Here is a 15,317-nt window from a genome sequence, read left to right as displayed (position 1 = left end):
CTTCGGCCTTACACCGGCAAGGCGCGACGCTCACGAGTTCTCGAACAGCCCGAGATCGGCATTCTCTTCCACGACCTGCGCCAGTTCCAGCTGAAGGAAGTCCATTAAGGCGCGCACGCGTCGGGGCTGGTGGCGGCGTGCGGGATAGACCAGGTGAAGCCAGCGCTCCCGGCTGCCCCACCATTCCGGCAGAATCCGCACCAGGCGCCCGCTGCGGAGGTCGGGGATGAGGTCCCAGACGGACTTCAGCGTGATGCCGCCATCGGCCAGCGCGACGGCATGGGCGATCTCGCCGCTCGTTCCGGTCACGGTGCTGGGGAAGTCGATCTCGACGGCCTCCTCACCGCGCCACATCGGCCATCGCCGCGGCGGCGGCAGGCCGATCGTCAGGCAGCGATGATCTTGCAAGTCCTGCGGATGGCCGGGGACGCCATGCCGGGCGAGATAGCCCGGCGAGGCGCACAGGATCCGCGCATCGGGGGCCAGCCGCCGCATCACCAGCGCGCTGTCGGTGAGGTCGAGCTGGCGGACGGCGAAGTCGAGGCGATGCTGGATCAGGTCGTCCATCTCGTTGCTCGCCATCAGCTGGACCGTCACGTCCGGGTGGCGGTCGAGGAAGAGGGGAAGACGCGGGGCGATCTGGCGATGGGCGAAGGCCACGCCGGCGGACAGGCGGATGATGCCGCTTTCGGTCTGCCGCAGACGCACGTCCTCGGCCGCAGCGACGGCATCCAGCACGTCGCGGCAGCGATCGAGGAAGACATGCCCTTCTTCGGTCAGCGCGAGTTTGCGGGTCGAGCGCTGCACCAGCCGCAAACCGAGTTCCGCCTCCAGTTCCTTCAGTCTTTTCGAGACCAGCGTGAGGGAGACGCCCAGCTCGCGGGCCGCGCGGGTCAGGCTGCCGACGCGTGCCACGGCGTCGAAGACCCGAAGGTTCTGGATGTTGTTCAGCTTGACCACGGAAAGCTCCGAATCGGCACGACCCGAGATCGGGGGTGACGCCGGAGCTATCGGCCCCGACCCGAAACCGTCAATTCTTCCCGTTTCGAGGATTGTGCATTGCGAAGACGGCCTGCAACGACGGCGCGGCGGAGGCGGTTCTCCCGACATGCAGCGATCGATACCGTCTCGTCCCTCGCCGCGTGCCGCTTCCAAACGACAGGCAGGGCGCACCATGGCCGAAACCAGCACTTTCAACACGCAGCGATCCGTCGATCGCGAGACGGCCAACCGCATCCTGGCCTCGACGGTGGATGCGGCGCGCGAGCGGAACTGCGCCGTCAGCGTCGCCGTCGTCGATTGCGGCGGCCATCTGGTCGCGTTCAACCGGATGGACGGTGCCTTCCACGGCAGCGTCGATGCCGCGATCGGCAAGGCGCGATCATGTGCCGGTTTCCGGGCGCCGCTCCAGGCGTTCGGCAAGCTGGCGCGAGACAAGCCTTGGCTCGGCGATCTGCCTGGCCTGATCCCGCTCGGCGGGGCCGTACCGCTGACGCATGCCGACGCGTTCGTCGGTGCCGTCTCCGTCAGCGGCGACACCGAAGAGAGCGAACAGTCCCTGGCCGAGTTCGCGGCCAAGACCTTCGCAAGTTGGAGCTGAAGCCATGACGCAGGACACCCGAACGCCCCAGCCGCGCGGCATCGAGCATGTCGGACTGACCGTCCCGGATATGGAGGCGGCGGTCCGCTTCCTTCGCGATGTCTTCGGGGCCGAGGAACTCTACGCCCTGACCAGGAAGGAGGCCGCGCCGATCGGCGGGCCCGAGGTCAGCGCGGTGAACGGGATCTCGCCCACCAGCGTGATCCGCGACCTGCGCATGCTGCGCCTGCACAACGGGCCCAACCTCGAACTCTTTGAGATGAGCGAGGTGCATCGCCCAACGCCGACCGGCATCAACGACATCGGCCTCCACCATTTCTCGATCTACTGCGACGACGTGGCGGCGATCGCGGCCAAGGCGCGGGACTGTGGGGCGCAGCTTCTCGAGGGTCCCTCGCCGTTGAGCTCCTACGAGGCCGGAGACGGCAACGCGATCCGGTTCATCCGCACGCCCTGGGGGATGCTCATCGAACTGATCCAGATCCCCTCTCCGGGCCGGGAGATCGCACGCCGCTGGCTCCCCAGCTCATAGGATTGCGTGCGTCGAGAGCTGCCGGCTCCTCGATCCCATTCGGCCGAGCGCTCGACGACGCCCCCGTCGCGACCTTCGGCGCCGACACGCCGCGGCCACCTCGCTCGCCCCATCGACGGGCAAACCGAGGACGCAAACGCCTCCCCAAGGAGGCCGCTGCCTCGAGGCGGCGCCAGAACCGCAGGCACAAGATGTCCCATGCCCACCTGCCGACCGCCGCAAGAGCGTTCATCCCAAAGGCCGAGCGAACGCGCGTCAACGTTTCACTCATCCTCCTGACGCTCGCACTGGGTGCCTTCGCTTTCGGAACCGCCGAGTTCGCCGCCATGAGCCTCCTTCCGGAGATCGCCGCGGATTTCAGCCTCGGCGAGCCTGCCGCGGCACGCGTCGTCAGCGCATACGCCATCGGTGTGGTCGTCGGCGCGCCCCTCATCGCGTTTCCGCTGGCGCGCGTATCGCGGCGACGCCTGTTGATCGGCTGCATGGCGTTGTTCGCATTCGGCAACGGCTTGAGCATGATGGCGCCGTCCTTTTCGACGCTACTGGTTTTCCGTTTTGCGAGCGGCATCCCGCACGGTGCCTATCTCGGCATTGCCGCTCTCATGGCCGCCTCCCTCGTCGAGTGTGACAAACGTGCCAGTGCCGTGGCGACGGTCATCCTCGGCCTGACCCTCGCCATGATCGTCGGCGTCTTCGCCGTGACGGCGCTCGGCCAGGCCTATGGATGGCGCTGGGCCTTTGCCTCGCCGGGTCTTCTCGCGTTTGTGGTGACCGGGCTCTGCATATGGCAGCTTCCGCAGGACATGCCGGATCGCCGAGCGGGTGCCTTGACTGAACTCAAGGGGCTCTGGAACCGACAGATCTGGCTCGTGCTTCTGACCGGCGCCATCGGCTTCGCAGGCTTCTTCGCCGTCTATGCCTACACGGCGTCCATCCTCGTTGCCGTCACGGGGCTGGAGAAGCGGTGGGTTCCGATCATGATCGCGCTCTATGGGTTTGGCATGACCGGTGGAACCTTCGTTGCCGGACGGCTCGCCGACCGAGCTCTGTTGAGAACGCCGGTGATCTTCCTGTCCGCCGGTGCACTGGCCCTCGTCGGGTTCGCGCTCGCGGCCGAGAACGCGTGGACCGTCGGGCTTGCCATGCTGGCCGTCAGCTTCTTCAGCGCCACGAGCGGTGTGCTTCAGACACGGCTGATGGATGTGGCTGGAAACGCCCAGACAGCGGCGGCGGTCTTCAACCACAGCGCCTTCAACGTGGCGAATGCGATCGGCCCATGGCTTGGCGGCATCCCCATCGCATTGGGCTACGGCTTTTCCTCGGTAGGCTTCGTCGGTGCGGCGCTGTCTCTTGGCGGTCTCGCCATCTGGCTGCTGGCTTGTGCCGAGAGCCATCGAACGCGGACGCCATCATCGGCCCGAAGGTGATGGCAGCTGGGACTGATGCGGTGGATGCCCCCACCGAACGGCATCTCATATGCCTGACGGTTCAATCGGAACCGATCGAAGGGGTCATTGACGACGACGAAGATCATCTCCGGGATGAGCGTGGTGGACACCGCCTCGCGCCGCTGGGCGTCCGCCGCCGCGGTCCAGAAGATCATGAACGCCGCCGTGAAGTCGGAGGGCTCAGCCAAGGTGCTGGGCCTGAACATGGACCGGATGCGGGCCCTCGGGCTGGACGATGAGATGACCCAGCGGGTCTTCGGGCAAATCCGCAAGCACTCCTACAAGGAGCCCGCTCCGGGATCGAAGCGCCAGCTCGTACAGGGCGGATTCCGGGAGTGAGATGACCAAGAGGCGTTCGCGGCCTTCCGGGGTGCCGTGTGGCGTTGGTCTCGGCTGGCCATCCAGGAGAACCACCTCGGGCAAACGAGCGTGTGGCTCAGCTCACCCATGGCCCGGACCATCTTCCAGTTCCGGTCCTTCATGATGGGGGCATACACCGCTCAGTTCCTCCGAGGGCTCCACCACCGGGACTTCTCGACGTTCGCGACGTGGACCATGACGTCCGCCGCGGGCGCGATGGTCTATGCCGCGCAGACGTACCTTAACACGGCCGGGAGGAGTGACGTTCGGGAGGAGCGGGAGAAGCGGTTGAGCCCCAAGGCGCTCGCCGCGGCGGCCGTTCAGCGGGGCTCTTGGGCCTCGATCCTGCCCATGCCCATCGACACCGGGTTAGGGGCAGCAGGGTTCCAGCACCTCTTCGACACCCGCTCTTCGGGGACGCCTTCTTCCTTCTTCGGAAACCCCACCCTTGACCTTGGTGTCACGGCCTACAAGGCTTCCCGCGGCGTCACCCGAGCCGTTCGGCAGGGCGGCTATAGCCAACCGGAAGCCCGTAGCGCGGCGCGCATCCTGCCGTTCTCGAACGCCATCGGCATGGTGCCGCTCCTCAACGTGATGATTAGCGGGCTTCCCGAGCAAACGCCGCGGTCCCGCTAGGGGGCCCGCGCGCAGCCCGTCCGCCCATCACCACGATTACGACCCTCTCAATCACCTGGACGGGGCCCCTTCGCGGGGGCTCCGTCCATCCCTTACGCATGGAATGAACCGATGACCGAGGAGACCCCACGAGAAGTGACTGTGACGTTCACAGGAAGCTGCAAGGGCGACCCCGGACCGGGGAGCTGGGAGGCTCGCCTATGGGAGCCCGCGACCCGCAAGCAGGACACCGCGACAGGCGACGTCCCGAACACCACGAACATCCGCATGGAGCTGACGGCGGCCCTGGAAGGCATCCTGCGCATGAGGGCCGGCGCTAGCCTCACCATGATCGGCAGCAGCTACGTGGTCCAGGGCATGAACGATTGGATCGCCAAGTGGCAGGCGAACGGTTGGCGAAAAGGCGGTGGTGGACGCGTCGAGCACCGCGAGCTTTGGGAGGCGCTTGTTGAGGCCGTGAAAAAGCACCGGAGTGTGACGTGGAGGAAAATATAATGTAGCACTCCCATGCGTGAAGCCGCATCCTAAGACATGGTCACGTGATATTGTTCACTCAATTCAGATAACGTGCATAAAGACATACGCCATTCTGCCATCGTCAAAAATTCTTCCGCCGCCATGGCAAGAGGAGAGCCGGTTTCTACATCAAGCATCCACTTGTCGGGATGGTAGCGGGTGTAGTTTCCAAGGATGAATAGACCAAGGTATATATAACCAAACTCGTTTAGAGCCTGTTATGCACTTGTCATAAGCTTTTCAGCTTGTCGGAGCATGAGGCAGACGAAGGCGACCATGTGCAGGCCAGCCAACGTGCTGGCGTAGCGCTCGTAATCTTTGACCAGCCGCCGACAGCGGGTGGCCCAGGCAAACGAGCGCTCCACCACCCATCGGCGCGGCAGCAGGACAAAGCCGCGCTTGGCCTCAGGCGCCTTCACCACTTCCAAGTCGATGCCGTGCGCGCTCGCGGCGGCGGCGGGCTTAGGCCCGGAATAGCCCTGGTCGACAAAGGCCAACTCGACGCTGTCGCCCGTCTCCGCCTGCACCTCGGCGGCCAGCCGGCCGACCTCGGCCCGGTCGTCGACATCGGCGGGCGTCACGTGCAGCGCCACGACATGGCCCGGCGTGTCAACGGCCAGATGCAGCTTCGCACCCCGCTTGCGCTTGGCCCCGTCATAGCCGGCCCGCTCGCCGCTCTCGGGCGAGGAGCGCAGCGTCCGGCTATCGAGGATCACCGCCGAGGGCTCCGGCTCCCGCTCCGCCGCCATCCGCAGCACCGCCCGCAGGTCGCCGGCCACGTCCGCGAAACTGTCGGCCGACAGCCAACGCTGCGTCTGCTGATACACGGCCGCCCAAGGCGGCAGATCGTGCGGCATGAACCGCCAGGGCGCCCCCGTCTTCACGATGTAGCGCAGCCCGTTAAACACCTCGCGCAACTCGTGGTCGCGCTGAGCCGAGTCCTCCCGCAGCAGCGCGAGGTAGGGCGCTACCAGTGCCCATTCTTCATCAGACACGTCGGACGGATAGGAGCGGCGATCAGAAGGCATGATCCACAACGCCAATCCTGCCTATCAGTTCATAACACGCTCTTAGAGCGGGCTTGCTGGGAAGAAATCTAACTTCTGAGATGTTCCATGAAATTGCCGGAGGAATATGCGCGAAATAATGACTATCTTTCGAGAACTTAATTCGTAGCGTCAGGCCGTTAGTAAACTCGTGCGCCTCGATGCACTCATGGGAAGCCGCGCTAAAAATGAAATCTGATTTCAGTTCCGCCAACCTCAAAGGATCGGGGTGTGGATGAATGATTATATCGGTGTATTGTGTTCCAAAGGCATCAATGGAACCTTCCACGCACCCTCTTACAATCTTTGTCTTTTCTCCTATTCCTAATAGCCAAGATGACATTCCTGGGCATCCCGTAAAACAGTCGTAAAGCGTCATTCCGTCTGTTGGAAGCATGTTCATCCGCTTATCATTGGCTCCAAGCAGCACCCTTGCAAGATGCGTAAAGCTTCCTTCCTCCGTATTTCTAGTCAACTTCCCTACAATGGGCTCCTCTCGTGCAGTGCGATGCCATAACTCGAATGTCCCTCTCCTCTTGTTGTCGTAAATCATTGGAGATGCTTTCAGCAATGATGCAGTTTCTCCCAGTAAATATCGGCCTTTTGGCGTAGAACTTACATTGAATAAGAGACCGTGATGTGCGTGCTCTCCACGGGCGGCATCGAGACTGTCGGCTCCACTGCCTTTGTAGAGTATCTGGGCAAGAGCCAGCGACATTGAAGAATAATATAACAGCAAAGGTCTCGTGGACAATGAAACGACCTTAGAGGCTTCCCTGTATTCCTGCGCCTGAACCAAACAATGCCTAATCTGACCTGCTTGCTTAGCGGCGTTGCTTCGGTGCCCGTTACTGATCGAGTGTCTTTTAATCAAAGCTTCAATGACAGATGGAACGTGGTGGAACCTCCTTAGACTTGACCATGAAAACCGCTCAACATCTGTGTGTGGTATAAGCGAGGCTTCCCCTATTATCATCAGGCTAATCCAGTAGCTTCGAATTCGACAAGCGGATCGATCAGCCCCGCTTATAGCGCACAATCTCAATCTGCCGATATGAACCGGCTGCCGTCTTCGGCTCCCCGAGGAGCATTATTTTTTCGTGCACCCGGCATGACATCGACGGCACCCACCTGTCTTGACCGAACCGTCCCGGCTGCTACGCGTTCTCCATTCGTTCTAGCCGGGAGACTCGAAGGGTATGCGCCAAGACGTTCCACCGAACGCGCCGTTGCCTGCCCCTCGTAGTGGCCCTGTTGAGGACATCGCTCGGGCCTACCTCGTGACCGCCCAAGGCGACGCTGAGGCCGCTCTTCACGCCGCCATCGCGGATGCCCTTGCCGACCTCTGCGAAGCCGAACGCCGCACATACCGCAAGGACCGGCTCATTTCCCGTGGCTACGTGCGGGCGGCCCTTCACGAGGCTGTTCGGTAGCACTGTCATGCGCACGCCCATCCGACCTGACGTCCCCTGCCTCGCGGCCTATCCCTACGTCATCGTGCGCGTGGCGTGCCCGCATTGTCCGAACCGCACGGGGAGCTACCGGCTCGCAAGGTTGGCCGCACGGTTTGGCCCTGAGACCTTGCTGGAGGACGTTCTCAGGCGCATTGCCTTTGACTGTCCGTGGCTCGATGAGCGGCACCCAAGGGCTAAGAGCCAGTACGTTCCCAAGTGCAAGGCCCACTTCCCGGACCTCGAAGCCGCCAGCCCTCAGTCCCCGGACATGCCGCCTGGGCTGATGAAGCTGCGAGTGGTCCAGGGAGGGAAGGCGTAGCTGTGCCGAAAATGCCGCCGCCCTCAGAACGCCTTCCGCTTGGCCGTCGTCCTGCGCCGCCGTCTCCGCTTCGGCTTGCCCAGGGTGCCCGTAGCGGGCTTCAACATCTCCGTGAGCGCCGCACGTTGCTGGCGACGCACCGTGTTGGCCGCACGGCCGCTCCACCATCCGAGCGCCCCGTTGACGGACGAAAGCCATAGTCTGAGTGCGGGGTTCTTCATGGTGCGATCTCCGGGGGATCAACGGGCTTTGCGGAGATCGGTTCGCTTCGGTGCCAGGCTGGCCTCATGTGCAACCTCTACAGCCTGAACCGCCCCCAGGACGAAATCCGGCGGTGGTTCGACGTGAGCCACGACAGCGCCGGCAACCTCCCTCCCATGCCCAGCATCTTTCCCGACCAGATGGCTCCCGTGGTCCTGGCGGGGAAGGAGGGCCGTGAGCTGACGATGATGCGTTGGGGCATCCCAGGGCCGAAGGCTTACGGGGAGCATCCCGTCACCAACGTGCGCAACGTGAAGAGCCCGCACTGGCGCCCCTGGCTCAAGCCTGAGTTCCGCTGCCTCGTGCCCGTCTCATCGTTCAGCGAGTACGCCGACACGAAGCCCCGGAAGACCCCCGTCTGGTTCGCCCTGGATGATGACCGGCCGCTGTTCGCGTTCGCTGGCATCTGGCGCCCATGGAAGGGGGTAAGGGGAACCAAGAAGGAGAACCCCGACAGGCTGGAGGAGGAGCAGCGGCTCTTCTCCTTCCTCACGACCGAGTCCAACGGCGTGGTCGGACCCGTGCATCCGAAGGCGATGCCCGTCCTACTCACCACGAAGGAGGAGTGCGGGGCGTGGCTTGATGCGCCCACGGAAGAGGCGCTGAGGCTGCAACGCCCGCTGCCTGATGGGATGATGAAGGAGGTGGCGCGGGGCGAGCGTCACGATGGAGAGGACGCCGCATAGATGCGTGTAGCGCTTCGCGGTGACGCGAGAAGACAAAAAGTTGTTGGCCCGGCGGCTCCGAGCCGGGGTTCATATCAGCGCAATTTTGGGGTTCACGGCCAAAAAACCATGAGCTCTAATGCGTTGCAAATGAACGCAGTTTTCGTGCCAGAGGGGAATGGCGCGCCCTGCGGGAATCGAACCCGCCTTTTCAGCGTGAAAGGCTGACGTCCTAACCGATAGACGAAGGGCGCTGTCCGACGGCGACCGGTCTATAGTCGGGTTCGCCGCCGACGGCAACGGCTTTGCCGCATGATTCCGCGACTTGACGCGGAGCGATCCCATCGGCTTCTCGGACATCCGATACGCCGCATTCATTTCATGCCCAGAAAGACCCGCCCATGACCCCGCCGCGCGACCGCCCGGCCAAGCCGTACGGCTTCCGGCCCCGCCCGCGAACCCAGCCTCCGGGACCGGCTGCGCGTGGGGGGAGAGACCATGTCGTGCTCTATGGCTGGCACCCCGTCTCGGAGGCTCTGGCCAATGCGGGCCGCCACTTCCATCGGCTGCTCGCCACCGAGAACGCGCTGGCGCGCCTGAAAGAGGCCGGTATCGAACTGCCGATCGAGCCGGAGATGGTTCGCCCGAGCGCGATCGACCGACTGCTCGGTCCGGACGCGGTGCATCAGGGCCTCTACGCGGAGGCCGAGCCGCTGGCCGCACCCGCGCTCGACGCGATGCCGGACGACGCGCTGCTGCTCGCGCTCGATCAGATCACCGATCCGCACAATGTCGGCGCCATCGTTCGAACGGCGGCCGCGTTCGGCGTCACCGCCATCGTCACCACCGCGCGCCACTCGCCGAATGCCACGGGCGTGCTGGCAAAATCGGCCTCCGGCGGCCTGGAGCACGTCCCGCTGGTGATCGTACGCAATCTGGCCGAGGCACTGATCACGCTCGGCGAGCGCGGTTTCACCCGGATCGGCCTCGATTCCGACGCCGGCACGACGCTCGAAGCGGTCGGCCCGCGCCGACCGGCGGTGCTCGTGCTGGGGGCCGAGGGCAAGGGCCTGCGTCAGCGCACCACCGAATGCTGCGACCTGCTGGTGCGCATCGACGCGACCGGCGCTATCCGCAGCCTCAATGTCTCGAACGCCGCGGCGATCACCCTCTACGCACTGACGCGTTCGGCCGGGACGGCGGCCTAAAACCTGATCCCGGCGCCGGATGGCGCCGGGCATGGTCCAGAGACCGATATGCTCCGGTCTCATCGCGACAAGATCCCGGACGAATCGTATCCGCTCGAACTCAGCTCTCGCGGCGGCGTTCGCGTCCGGGAGTCCGGCATTCCAAGTCGTTGCAAGACGTTGCGTCGCGCACGCGGATCCGGTATCGCTCGCCCCGATTTCCTCATCGATACCGTCAGGATCCGGGCTTTCTCGCCCGGCGGACGCATCGCCGGGGGGATCGAGCCCTCGACCATCGCTTTCAGCATGCGTCGGCCCTCCGAGAGGAGGCGAGCCCGACCGGATCGTCCATCCGGCGGGCGGCGGTGACGGGGGTCCTTTGCAACACGAGCCGCCGACGCAGGCCTCCCGAAATGGGGCCATTCAGGAGAAAGAATGTCAGCTGGTCTGAACGCAAGCTCTTCGGCCCGCGAGGATTTCGCGGCCCTGCTCGAGGAATCCTTCCTCCAGCATGAGATCACCGAGGGTTCGGTCGTCAAGGGCACCGTCGTCGGCATCGAGAAAGATGTCGCCGTCATCGATATCGGTGCCAAGACCGAGGGGCGCGTCCCCCTCAAGGAATTCACCGGCCCGGGCCGCGAGGGCGAGCTCAAGGTTGGCGACGAGGTCGAGGTTTACGTCGACCGCATCGAGAACGCGCTGGGCGAGGCCGTCATCTCGCGCGACAAGGCGCGCCGCGAGGAGTCGTGGGTCAAGCTCGAGAAGGCTTTTGAAGCCAACGAGCGCGTCACCGGCACGATCTTCAACCAGGTCAAGGGCGGCTACACCGTCGATCTCGACGGCGCCGTGGCGTTCCTGCCGCGCTCCCAGGTCGATATCCGCCCGGTCCGCGACGTGACCCCGCTGCTCGGCACGCCGCAGCCGTTCCAGATCCTCAAGATGGATCGCCGCCGCGGCAACATCGTCGTGTCGCGCCGCACCGTGCTCGAAGAGAGCCGCGCCGAGCAGCGCTCGGAGCTGGTGGCCAACCTTGAGGAAGGTCAGGTCATCGACGGCGTCGTCAAGAACATCACCGAGTACGGCGCCTTCGTCGATCTCGGCGGGATCGACGGCCTGCTGCACGTCACCGACATGGCGTGGCGCCGCGTGAACCACCCGTCCGAGGTCGTGACCATCGGCCAGACGGTCAAGGTCAAGATCATCAAGATCAACCACGAGACGCACCGCATCTCGCTCGGCATCAAGCAGCTCCTGGCCGATCCGTGGGAGGGCATCGCCGCCCGCTATCCCGAGGAAGCCAAGCTCAAGGGCCGCGTGACCAACATCACCGATTACGGCGCCTTCGTGGAGCTGGAGCCGGGGATCGAGGGCTTGATCCACGTCTCCGAGATGAGCTGGACCAAGAAGAACGTCCATCCGGGCAAGATCGTCTCCACCTCTCAGGAGGTCGAGGTGCAGATCCTGGAGGTCGATTCGGTCAAGCGTCGTATCTCGCTCGGCCTCAAGCAGACCCTGCAGAACCCGTGGGATGCCTTCGCCGAGAAGCACCCGGTCGGTTCCGAGGTCGAGGGCGAGGTCAAGAACAAGACCGAGTTCGGCCTGTTCATCGGCCTCGAAGGCGATGTCGACGGCATGGTCCACCTGTCGGATCTCGACTGGAACCGTCCCGGCGAGCAGGTCATCGAAGAGTTCAAGAAGGGCGACATGGTGCGCGCCCAGGTTCTCGACGTCGATGTCGAGAAGGAGCGCATCTCGCTCGGCGTGAAGCAGCTCGGCGGCGATCCCTTCGCCGAAGCCGGCGACGTCAAGAAGGGCCAGATCGTCACCTGCGAGGTCGTCGAGGTGAAGGATTCCGGCCTGGAGGTGAAGCTCGTCGACACCGACATGCAGACCTTCATTCGCCGCGCCGAACTCGCCCGTGACCGTGGCGACCAGCGTCCCGAGCGTTTCGCCGCCGGCGAGAAGTTCGACGCTCGCGTCATCCAGTTCGATCGCAAGGCCCGCCGCGTGCAGGTCTCGATCAAGGCTCTGGAGGTCGCCGAGGAGAAGGAGGCGATGGCCCAGTTCGGCTCGGCCGATTCGGGCGCTTCGCTCGGCGACATCCTGGGTGCCGCCTTCAACAAGAAGAAGGGTGGCGACGAGGAGTAAGCCTCGCCGCCTTCCGATGATGCCTCGGGGCCGGCTCTGCCGGCCCCGAACTTTTTTCAGTCCCGTTTTCGAAACGTCCCGAAGCGAGCGCGATGGCAAACCGCCTCTCGAGCTTAGGCGCCAGCCTGAGATGGTTGAGGGGCAGGCGCCCCGGACGCCGTTCCGACCCGCTCCCGTCCCGTTTCGATTCCGAGCGTTATCTCGACCTCAACGCCGATGTGGCGATGGCGATTGAGGCCGGTCTCGTCGCCTCGGCGGAAGTGCATTACCGCGTCTTCGGTCGCCGCGAGGGGCGTCCGTTCCAAGTCCCGTCCGCGACGGCCGAACTCGGCGGTGGAATCGCCGGACCGTGGACCTACCGATATCCCTACCGCGCCTGGCCCGAGCTGCCGGCCATCGCCTTCGCCAAGCCCCGACCCGGCCCTGAGGATGAAGCCATCGCGCGACGTCTCATCGCGGCCTGGCAATCCGGTGCCGGACGCGCGCCGGTCCAGGCCGACAGCGAGGGCATGTGGGCGGCCAGGAGCCAAGGCTTTCCCGATTTCCATCGTGCCCTGCAGCACGGCGATGCCGGCACGCTCGCCGGGCTGTTGAACAACCTGTTCCAGTCGCATCTCGCGCACGGCATCGCCATGGGGCGCACGATGGCGACGCTGGCGCGCCATGCGCCGACACCGTTCGCCGCAAGCTGGTGCGACCGGCTGCTGCGGCTCTCGGAGGCGGTCGGCCTCGCCCCCATCCGCTCACCCGAACAGGGCGATTACGCGGCCGCGCTCGTCGGCCCCCTTGCCCACCATGTCGAGCCGGCGCGTCTCGAGGCCGAACTCGGCTTCCCCCTGGCTTTTCCAGACGTCGGCGCTCCGTTCGGCGTGTGTTACGGCGCCGGCATCCTGCCCGAGCACGCCTTGACTCACGCCTATGCCGCTTGGCGGATCGGACAACTCGGCCGCTTCGATCGGGTGGTCGAGATCGGCGGTGGTTTCGGCGGTCTGGCTTGGTTCCTGCGCCACCCCGACCGGCACTACACGATCCTTGATCTGCCCTTCACCAACGTGCTCCAGGGATGGTTTCTGCTGAAAGCGGGCCTCGACGTGTCCCTGGCCGGCGAGCCGGATGCCGCGATCCGGGTTCTGCCGTGGTGGGAGATCGAGCGGAACGAGCGCTACGATCTGGCGATCAATCAGGATTCGCTGCCGGAAATGCCGCCGGAGACGGCAGCCATGTATATCGCGCGGATCCGAGTCATCGCCCCACTGTTCTACTCGATCAATCAGGAGGCGGCGGCCCCGAACACCGACGCTTTCCAGCAGGCCGTCGTCGCCGATCTGGTTGCGCGGGACGGTGGCTACCGGAGGCTGGGCCGGCATCTGTTCTGGATGCGTGACGGCTATGTCGAAGAGATCTACGCTCGACGTTGAACGGGTTGCCTCTCCGGGGGCATGGCGTCGGACGACGACCGCTGCGGGTTGTGCCGGCCCCGGTCGGAACGGGCTCTTGCCCGCGCGCCTCGGGCGGCGCTAAACACGAGCGCGGACTCGGTCGCAGCAACCGAACCCAAGTCCATCAAGGGTTTGGCCAGAATCCGGATCGGACAGGGCCGTGCTCCGGCAGGGCGCGGTTGAACGGTCCCAACGAAACGACGGCTGCACCGCGCCGCTTGGAGAGGAGTACATCGTCGGATGGCTGCAGACGCCGAGTTTCTCATCGACCGCCGCCGTCTGCGCCGCAAGCTTACGCTGTGGCGGATGCTCGGTATCGGTGCCGCCATCATCGCCGTCGGCGCGTTGGGCTACCGCGCGCGGGTCGGCGAGGGCCGGTTGTTTCCGGCCACCGAGAACCAGATCGCCCGGATCTCGATCGGCGGCTTCATCGCTGGTAGCGACTCGACCCGTAAGCTGATCGAGCGGGTCGGCGAGTCGAACGCTGTCAAGGGTGTGGTGATCTCGATCTCGTCGCCGGGCGGCACGACGACCGGCTCGGAGGAGCTCTATCGCAACCTCCGTGCGCTTGCCGCGAAGAAACCGATGGTCGCCTTCGTCGATGGCACGGCAGCCTCGGGCGCCTACATCACCGCGATCGCCGCCGATCACATCGTCGCCCGTGAGACCGCGCTCGTCGGCTCGATCGGCGTGCTGTTTCAGTATCCGGACGTTTCCGGCCTGCTCGACAAGGTCGGCGTGAAGGTCGAATCCGTCAAATCCTCGCCGCTTAAAGCGGAGCCTTCGGGCTTCAGCCCGACTTCGCCGGAGGCCCGCGCAGCCCTGTCATCAATCGTTCTCGACACCTACGGCTGGTTCAAGGGCCTGGTGGCGGAGCGCCGCGGCATGGACGACAGCCAACTTGCCGCCGTCGCCGACGGCCGCGTGTTCAGCGGTCGCCAGAGCCTGCCCCTCAAGCTCGTCGATGAGCTCGGCGGCGAGCGCCAGGCGGTGGCGTGGCTGGAGAAGGAGAAGAAGGTCCCCGAGAAGCTTCCGGTGAAGGACTGGAAGCCGAAAGCCGACGGCGGGTTCAAGCTGTGGTCGACACTGGGACTCGGCGCCGATCTTCTCGGTCTTGAAGGGCTCGCCAGCCGCCTCCGTGCGGTCGAGGACGAAGCTGCCGGGCTCACCGGCGGCGGGCTCCTGGCCGTCTGGCGGCCGGCCCCCTGAGGTCTCGCGCCGCGCCAGCCCCGCATCCGGAAGAGAGCCGCATGATCAAGTCGGAACTCGTGCTCAAGATTGCTGAGCAGAACCCCCATCTCTACCAGCGCGATGTCGAGACCCTGGTGAACGCGATCCTCGACACGATCGCCGACGCCCTGGCTCAGGGCGACCGGGTGGAGTTGCGCGGCTTCGGCGCCTTCTCGGTCAAGCGCCGCGAGGCCCGCCGCGGGCGCAATCCGCGCACGGGCGAATCCGTGGCGGTGTCGGAGAAGGCGATTCCCGTCTTCAAGACCGGCAAGGAGATGCGCCTGCGCCTCAACCGCGCCGGCATCGGCGACGAGCAACCGGGCGCTTGATCGCATCCGCTCCGAGACGCCGTCACGGGCGTGACGCGAGGCGCGGTCGCGACATCTCGCTTCGCCGCTCCCCTTTCGACGCGCCCCTTTCGACGCGCCTTGCGCCGAACCGGCATCCCCTTCGGCGTGAAACGCTCTAGTTCTGCG

17 protein-coding genes and 1 tRNA gene are annotated in these 15,317 nt (G+C 65.0%); 13 read left to right on the top strand and 5 right to left on the bottom strand.

Annotation, left to right across the window (positions count from 1 at the left end):
• Positions 1-30 precede the first annotated feature (30 nt).
• Positions 31-960, bottom strand: coding sequence for a LysR family transcriptional regulator (locus Y590_RS00300; RefSeq protein ID WP_060768144.1), 930 nt, complete (start codon positions 958-960; stop codon positions 31-33).
• Here Y590_RS00300 and Y590_RS26765 point away from each other — a divergent pair.
• The 6 genes from Y590_RS26765 to Y590_RS00270 all read left to right on the top strand — a co-directional run bounded on the left by Y590_RS26765 (position 941) and on the right by Y590_RS00270 (position 5,071).
• Positions 941-1,600 (top strand): GlcG/HbpS family heme-binding protein, encoded by a 660-nt coding sequence (locus Y590_RS26765; protein WP_083530954.1) that lies wholly within the window; start codon positions 941-943, stop codon positions 1,598-1,600. The two genes, Y590_RS00300 and Y590_RS26765, sit on opposite strands and share 20 nt — an antisense overlap.
• A 4-nt stretch (positions 1,601-1,604) precedes the next feature.
• Positions 1,605-2,132 carry a VOC family protein gene (locus Y590_RS00290; RefSeq protein WP_060768142.1) on the top strand — a complete coding sequence of 176 codons (528 nt, stop codon included), beginning with the start codon at positions 1,605-1,607 and terminating at the stop codon, positions 2,130-2,132.
• 191 nt (positions 2,133-2,323) lie between these two features.
• Entirely contained in the window at positions 2,324-3,559 is a 1,236-nt protein-coding gene (locus Y590_RS00285) for an MFS transporter (RefSeq protein ID WP_083530709.1), read from the top strand.
• A gap of 87 nt (positions 3,560-3,646) precedes the next feature.
• Positions 3,647-3,919 carry a hypothetical protein gene (locus Y590_RS00280; protein WP_060768141.1) on the top strand — a complete coding sequence of 91 codons (273 nt, stop codon included), beginning with the start codon at positions 3,647-3,649 and terminating at the stop codon, positions 3,917-3,919.
• Positions 3,920-4,027: 108 nt separating this feature from the next.
• A complete protein-coding gene (locus tag Y590_RS00275) occupies positions 4,028-4,576 on the top strand; it encodes a hypothetical protein (protein ID WP_060768140.1) in 549 nt (182 codons plus the stop codon).
• A gap of 111 nt (positions 4,577-4,687) precedes the next feature.
• Positions 4,688-5,071, top strand: a complete 384-nt coding sequence (locus Y590_RS00270) for an RNase H family protein (RefSeq protein ID WP_060768139.1) — start codon at positions 4,688-4,690, stop codon at positions 5,069-5,071.
• 239 nt (positions 5,072-5,310) lie between these two features.
• Here the strand turns inward: Y590_RS00270 and Y590_RS00265 are convergent, their stop codons facing one another.
• Together Y590_RS00265 and Y590_RS26145 are read right to left on the bottom strand one after the other, a co-directional pair.
• Positions 5,311-6,120 carry an IS5 family transposase gene (locus tag Y590_RS00265; RefSeq protein WP_060772089.1) on the bottom strand — a complete coding sequence of 270 codons (810 nt, stop codon included), beginning with the start codon at positions 6,118-6,120 and terminating at the stop codon, positions 5,311-5,313.
• On the bottom strand, positions 6,110-7,114 hold the full coding sequence (locus tag Y590_RS26145) for a YaaC family protein (RefSeq protein ID WP_144439890.1): 1,005 nt from the start codon (positions 7,112-7,114) through the stop codon (positions 6,110-6,112). The genes Y590_RS00265 and Y590_RS26145 overlap by 11 nt, the downstream gene beginning before the upstream one ends.
• 223 nt (positions 7,115-7,337) lie before the next feature.
• Between Y590_RS26145 and Y590_RS27635 the strand changes: the two genes are divergently transcribed.
• Complete coding sequence (locus Y590_RS27635; RefSeq protein WP_060768138.1) at positions 7,338-7,571, top strand: hypothetical protein; 234 nt, start codon at positions 7,338-7,340, stop codon at positions 7,569-7,571.
• Positions 7,572-7,934: 363 nt separating this feature from the next.
• On the opposite strand, the gene Y590_RS26140 is transcribed toward Y590_RS27635, so the two are convergent.
• Positions 7,935-8,132, bottom strand: coding sequence for a hypothetical protein (locus Y590_RS26140; RefSeq protein ID WP_144439889.1), 198 nt, complete (start codon positions 8,130-8,132; stop codon positions 7,935-7,937).
• A gap of 66 nt (positions 8,133-8,198) precedes the next feature.
• Between Y590_RS26140 and Y590_RS00250 the strand changes: the two genes are divergently transcribed.
• Complete coding sequence (locus Y590_RS00250; protein ID WP_060768136.1) at positions 8,199-8,858, top strand: SOS response-associated peptidase; 660 nt, start codon at positions 8,199-8,201, stop codon at positions 8,856-8,858.
• 158 nt (positions 8,859-9,016) lie between these two features.
• On the opposite strand, the gene Y590_RS00245 is transcribed toward Y590_RS00250, so the two are convergent.
• Positions 9,017-9,091, bottom strand: a tRNA-Glu gene (locus tag Y590_RS00245).
• 147 nt (positions 9,092-9,238) lie between these two features.
• Between Y590_RS00245 and rlmB the strand changes: the two genes are divergently transcribed.
• The 5 genes from rlmB to ihfB all read left to right on the top strand — a co-directional run bounded on the left by rlmB (position 9,239) and on the right by ihfB (position 15,170).
• Complete coding sequence (rlmB, locus tag Y590_RS00240) at positions 9,239-10,045, top strand: 23S rRNA (guanosine(2251)-2'-O)-methyltransferase RlmB (RefSeq protein ID WP_060768135.1); 807 nt, start codon at positions 9,239-9,241, stop codon at positions 10,043-10,045.
• 414 nt (positions 10,046-10,459) lie between these two features.
• Positions 10,460-12,172 carry a 30S ribosomal protein S1 gene (rpsA, locus tag Y590_RS00235; RefSeq protein WP_060768134.1) on the top strand — a complete coding sequence of 571 codons (1,713 nt, stop codon included), beginning with the start codon at positions 10,460-10,462 and terminating at the stop codon, positions 12,170-12,172.
• Between the two features lie 224 nt (positions 12,173-12,396).
• Positions 12,397-13,590, top strand: a complete 1,194-nt coding sequence (locus Y590_RS00230) for a putative sugar O-methyltransferase (RefSeq protein ID WP_286161824.1) — start codon at positions 12,397-12,399, stop codon at positions 13,588-13,590.
• Between the two features lie 261 nt (positions 13,591-13,851).
• Positions 13,852-14,820: a signal peptide peptidase SppA gene (sppA, locus tag Y590_RS00225; protein WP_060768132.1), complete on the top strand. Its 969-nt coding sequence runs from the start codon at positions 13,852-13,854 to the stop codon at positions 14,818-14,820.
• A gap of 41 nt (positions 14,821-14,861) precedes the next feature.
• On the top strand, positions 14,862-15,170 hold the full coding sequence (gene ihfB / locus Y590_RS00220) for an integration host factor subunit beta (protein WP_012251998.1): 309 nt from the start codon (positions 14,862-14,864) through the stop codon (positions 15,168-15,170).
• Positions 15,171-15,317 lie beyond the last annotated feature (147 nt).

This window comes from Methylobacterium sp. AMS5, from assembly GCF_001542815.1.
Lineage (GTDB): Bacteria > Pseudomonadota > Alphaproteobacteria > Rhizobiales > Beijerinckiaceae > Methylobacterium.
The sequence above is the reverse complement of the archived record's forward strand: the minus strand, read 5'-3'. Positions and strand labels throughout refer to the sequence as shown.

What these genes read in the sequence shown, in the direction of transcription:
- sppA (WP_060768132.1), top strand. Translation starts at nt 13,852, where the DNA reads ATGGCTGCAGACGCCGAGTTTCTCATCGACCGCCGCCGTCTGCGCCGC.
- ihfB (WP_012251998.1), top strand. Translation starts at nt 14,862, where the DNA reads ATGATCAAGTCGGAACTCGTGCTCAAGATTGCTGAGCAGAACCCCCAT.
- rpsA (WP_060768134.1), top strand. Translation starts at nt 10,460, where the DNA reads ATGTCAGCTGGTCTGAACGCAAGCTCTTCGGCCCGCGAGGATTTCGCG.
- Y590_RS26145 (WP_144439890.1), bottom strand. Translation starts at nt 7,114, where the DNA reads ATGATAATAGGGGAAGCCTCGCTTATACCACACACAGATGTTGAGCGG.
- Y590_RS00275 (WP_060768140.1), top strand. Translation starts at nt 4,028, where the DNA reads ATGGCCCGGACCATCTTCCAGTTCCGGTCCTTCATGATGGGGGCATAC.
- Y590_RS00230 (WP_286161824.1), top strand. Translation starts at nt 12,397, where the DNA reads ATGGCGATTGAGGCCGGTCTCGTCGCCTCGGCGGAAGTGCATTACCGC.
- Y590_RS00270 (WP_060768139.1), top strand. Translation starts at nt 4,688, where the DNA reads ATGACCGAGGAGACCCCACGAGAAGTGACTGTGACGTTCACAGGAAGC.
- Y590_RS27635 (WP_060768138.1), top strand. Translation starts at nt 7,338, where the DNA reads ATGCGCCAAGACGTTCCACCGAACGCGCCGTTGCCTGCCCCTCGTAGT.
- Y590_RS26765 (WP_083530954.1), top strand. Translation starts at nt 941, where the DNA reads ATGTTGTTCAGCTTGACCACGGAAAGCTCCGAATCGGCACGACCCGAG.
- Y590_RS26140 (WP_144439889.1), bottom strand. Translation starts at nt 8,132, where the DNA reads ATGAAGAACCCCGCACTCAGACTATGGCTTTCGTCCGTCAACGGGGCG.
- Y590_RS00250 (WP_060768136.1), top strand. Translation starts at nt 8,199, where the DNA reads ATGTGCAACCTCTACAGCCTGAACCGCCCCCAGGACGAAATCCGGCGG.
- rlmB (WP_060768135.1), top strand. Translation starts at nt 9,239, where the DNA reads ATGACCCCGCCGCGCGACCGCCCGGCCAAGCCGTACGGCTTCCGGCCC.
- Y590_RS00285 (WP_083530709.1), top strand. Translation starts at nt 2,324, where the DNA reads ATGTCCCATGCCCACCTGCCGACCGCCGCAAGAGCGTTCATCCCAAAG.
- Y590_RS00290 (WP_060768142.1), top strand. Translation starts at nt 1,605, where the DNA reads ATGACGCAGGACACCCGAACGCCCCAGCCGCGCGGCATCGAGCATGTC.
- Y590_RS00265 (WP_060772089.1), bottom strand. Translation starts at nt 6,120, where the DNA reads ATGCCTTCTGATCGCCGCTCCTATCCGTCCGACGTGTCTGATGAAGAA.